At 42.2% G+C, this 3,682-nt stretch carries 4 protein-coding genes; all 4 read right to left on the reverse strand.

All coding sequences use genetic code 11. The annotated features are described in order from the left end of the window. Positions 1-129: 129 nt before the first annotated feature. A complete protein-coding gene (locus CA600_RS30420) occupies positions 130-1,119 on the reverse strand; it encodes an ABC transporter permease (protein WP_094874812.1) in 990 nt (329 codons plus the stop codon). Next, positions 1,112-2,092 (reverse strand): ABC transporter ATP-binding protein, encoded by a 981-nt coding sequence (locus CA600_RS30425; RefSeq protein ID WP_094874813.1) that lies wholly within the window; start codon positions 2,090-2,092, stop codon positions 1,112-1,114. Before CA600_RS30425 ends, CA600_RS30420 begins: the two co-directional genes overlap by 8 nt. A 64-nt stretch (positions 2,093-2,156) precedes the next feature. Then, the gene (locus CA600_RS30430; RefSeq protein ID WP_306440435.1) at positions 2,157-2,993 is read right to left on the reverse strand and encodes a GDSL-type esterase/lipase family protein; all 837 of its coding nucleotides are present in this window, start codon (positions 2,991-2,993) and stop codon (positions 2,157-2,159) included. A 247-nt stretch (positions 2,994-3,240) separates the two neighbouring features. After that, positions 3,241-3,682, reverse strand: a 442-nt coding sequence (locus tag CA600_RS30435; RefSeq protein WP_256990089.1) for a CAP domain-containing protein, incomplete at its 5' end; no start/stop codon positions are given.

Genomic DNA, 3,682 nt, shown 5'->3' on the forward strand with positions numbered 1-3,682 from the left:
GCCTTTGGCGTCCTTATAAGGACGGTAAGCCTTTTAGCGAGAAACATAAGATATAAAGTATAGGTGCAAAACTTATACGTTCTTATATTTCTAAAAATGCAAACAAACGTTTTCGTCACTTTGTACATTCTAATTCAAAATATCCCTTTTCGTAAAGACGGCGAATGAAATGATCACCGAAACAGCCCCCCATACTGCCAGCACAGCCATGGAAAATGACAAGGACATCCCCTCTATAGGGGCGGGAGTTCCTGACAAATAGCCGGTCAGTCCAAGATTTACCATAAATAAATATTTCGCTGTTGTCCAGGCTGAAGCCATATTGGTCAAAATATTTCCAGCGATCAGCGCTGCCATCATGACCACTATACTAGCAGCAGTGCTCCTTACAAGTACAGAGATCATAAAAGCAAGCAGGGCAACTACAACGCTTACGAACCAGACCAATCCACCTTGCATAAGCATATATTTCCACTGTGGTATTGCATGTACAGTAGACATATCTACCGAGTCCCCACTGATCTTAAAGCCTGTAAAAACAGGGATATTGAAGCCCTTATATCCAAAAGCGAGACCAGAGATCAAATAGCTGATCACAAATGTGGTGAGTACGATGAGTGAGACAAACATAAGCAGTGCCGCCATTTTGCTAAACAAAACTTTCCAACGCTTAACTGGCCTTGTCAGCAGCATTTTGATCGTCCCTGTAGTCCGCTCCGCAGAAACTAAATCCGAAGCTACAGCCATAATGAGTAGTGGAATAAATAAAGTAACGGAATTATCCATAAACTCACGGGTAAAGGTAACGCCACTTGGCTCGTTCGGATTCACATCATGGTGAAGGTAATATTGAAGCTGCTGTACAAATATTCGCCGATAAGTCTTCCATTCCTCTGGAATCCGGTCGCTACCCAAAGAATTTTGATTATCAATGATCTGCTGCTGGATCTCCAGGCGCCAATCGGAGTTGAATTTATCTCGGCTACGCTCAGCAGATCGCATTTGCGCGTAGGTGAACATAGGCACCAGAACAATCAGAATCAGCAGTATAACATAAAACCGTTTCTTTTTTATGATTTTTAAACATTCATTACGGATTAGCGGAAGCATATTATTCAACGTTCTCACCCTCCGTTAGTTTCAAGAATAGCTGTTCCAGTGTCGGATTGATTTTATGCACAGCCCTAACTTCGATTTCAGCAGTCACCATAACAGCCACAATCTCGGGGATCAAATCCTGCTCCATAATTGTGATTAAAGAATTCGGGCCCATACCTGCAATTATTGAATCATCCAAGGTAACGTCTTCCAGATTCTGAATCTGAATATCTGGGCGATCAGCCAGTAATGTCCTAGCTTCAGCAAAAGGCTCTAGCTCCCAAAGTACATACGGCGAATTTCGGGCAATAAGCTCATCTACCGAACCCACTGCAAGTACTCGCCCTTTACTAATAATCGCAACACGGTCGCAGAGAAGCTGGATTTCACTAAGTAAATGACTCGATACAAATACCGCCAACCCCTCATCTGCTAGCTTGCGTATAAATTCTCGCAGCTCCTTAATTCCCTTTGGATCTAGCCCGTTTGTTGGCTCGTCCAGAATAAGCAGACGCGGATGTCCCAGAAGAGCCTGCGCTATACCAAGTCGCTGCCTCATCCCAAGCGAATATGTACTTACCTTATCATGGATTCGTTGATCTAACCGTACGATATCTACCACTTCACTAATGCGAGTATTATCAATACCAGGCTGCATCCGGGCAAAATGCTGTAAATTCTCCCATCCCGTCAAATAGGTATACACCTCAGGGTTCTCCACGATAGAGCCAACAAATTGCAACGCTTTTTCCGGATTTCGGTTCACATTGTAACCACATACCGTAATCTTGCCCTCGCTTGGACGAATCAAATCGACAAGCATTCGAATCGTAGTTGTCTTTCCAGCTCCATTGGGTCCGAGGAAGCCAAAAATTTCTCCTTTTCTCACATCAAACGTAACATCATCTATAATCCACTTTCGCCCTATTTTTTTCCGTACCCCGTCTACAGACAAGACGACCGGACTGGATTCATCACTGTTCGCTTTTGTCATATTCTCTTTAGCTCCTTGTTAAACACAAATCATCTTTCTTAGAAAGCTGGCTCTCAATTGTGTTCTAGTGTATAGCCTGAATGAATCGCTCTCCGATTCGCTGATATCCATCCCCATTCGGATGAAAATGATCCGTTGATAAGTATTTGTCCAAATGCTTGTTAAACAAGTCGAAGGTTGGAACCAATGTCATATTGCTGTGCTTATTAATAACATCCATTGCCGCATTATTCCACTTCGCAACCGCCTGATTACCTGGTACAAGCAGATCTGGTATATCACCAAAGGGGTTGTATAGACCCATATAATAAATTTGAGCATTTGGATTGATTTCCGTGATTTTCTGCAGAATCTTACCTAATCTTCCTACTGCTTCTGGAAGGGCTGCTAGCAAAGACTCTGGAGTCAGCTCTTGATCGGTCGTGGATTCACTTTGAAGTGCGCCACTATTCTGCAAAATATTGGAGTCCTTGAATAAATCATTCCCTCCGATCGAGAGCAGAATGACATTCGCCATATGCAGCGCGTAATCTACACCATCTTCTTCCAGCTTGCTTAGCAGTCCTGCAGTAGTTAAACCATTAATCCCCATATTCCCTAAAAAATCAACCTCAACACCTTTAGCAGATAAACCACTAACTGTACGCTTAACAAATCCTTCCCCGGTGTTATCACCAGTTCCCTTGGTTAGCGAATCTCCGAGAGCAACAACTTTGAGCTTCTTATCAGCTTCCGCCGCTGGAGCAGCTGTTTGTTGAGGTATGTTGGTCTCTGCGGCTTCTCCAACCGGATAGATAATGTCTCTGACCGCATAAACTAAACCTACAATTAGAATTATGGTTGTTACTATGGAAATCAGGCTAACGCTGCGCCATGTCCACTTTGAATCATTCAAAGCCATCCCTCCGTGTGCCGTTCTATTATGTATTGTTCCACATTTTACAAAGATCTTAACTATGTACATAAACATAAATCTTCCATACCGGTTTTGCAAATGTCTAGAACAGAAATAAATCCAGCTGCTCCGCTTATTCAACCCAAATATGAATACGAAAATTCTCAAACAAATTCAGCGATTAAAGTTTGGGCACAAAAAAACGTCCCCCGATTTTCATCGAAGAACGTTGATTTCAGTAACGATATTTCAATTATTTACCAATAAATTCTTGAACCCAATAGTTATTGTCATAACCTACACCGATATAATTGAAATTAGCATTCAAAATATTAGCTTTATGACCAGGACTATTCATCCATGCTTTCATTACTTCTTCTGGTGTTTTTTGACCCATAGCGATGTTCTCGCCTGCAGCGTTATACGTGATCCCAAAGGATTTCATCATATCGAATGGTGAACCATACGTAGGTGAAGTATGTGAAAAATAGTTATTAGTACGCATATCCGTAGCTTTTGTAGCTGCTACTTTATGAAGGCTGTCCAATCCAGAAACAGGTTTCAGACCAGCTGCTGCACGCTCTTTATTTACCAGCGTTACGATCTGTTGAACATAAGTTCCTTTATTGCTCGCAGCACCTGTACTAGGTGTAGTTTCTGTAGGTTTAGTTACAGGCTTAGTTACAGTAGTCGTA

Source organism: Paenibacillus sp. VTT E-133280, from assembly GCF_002264385.1.
GTDB classification, from domain to species: Bacteria; Bacillota; Bacilli; order Paenibacillales; family Paenibacillaceae; genus Paenibacillus_AQ; species Paenibacillus_AQ nitricinens.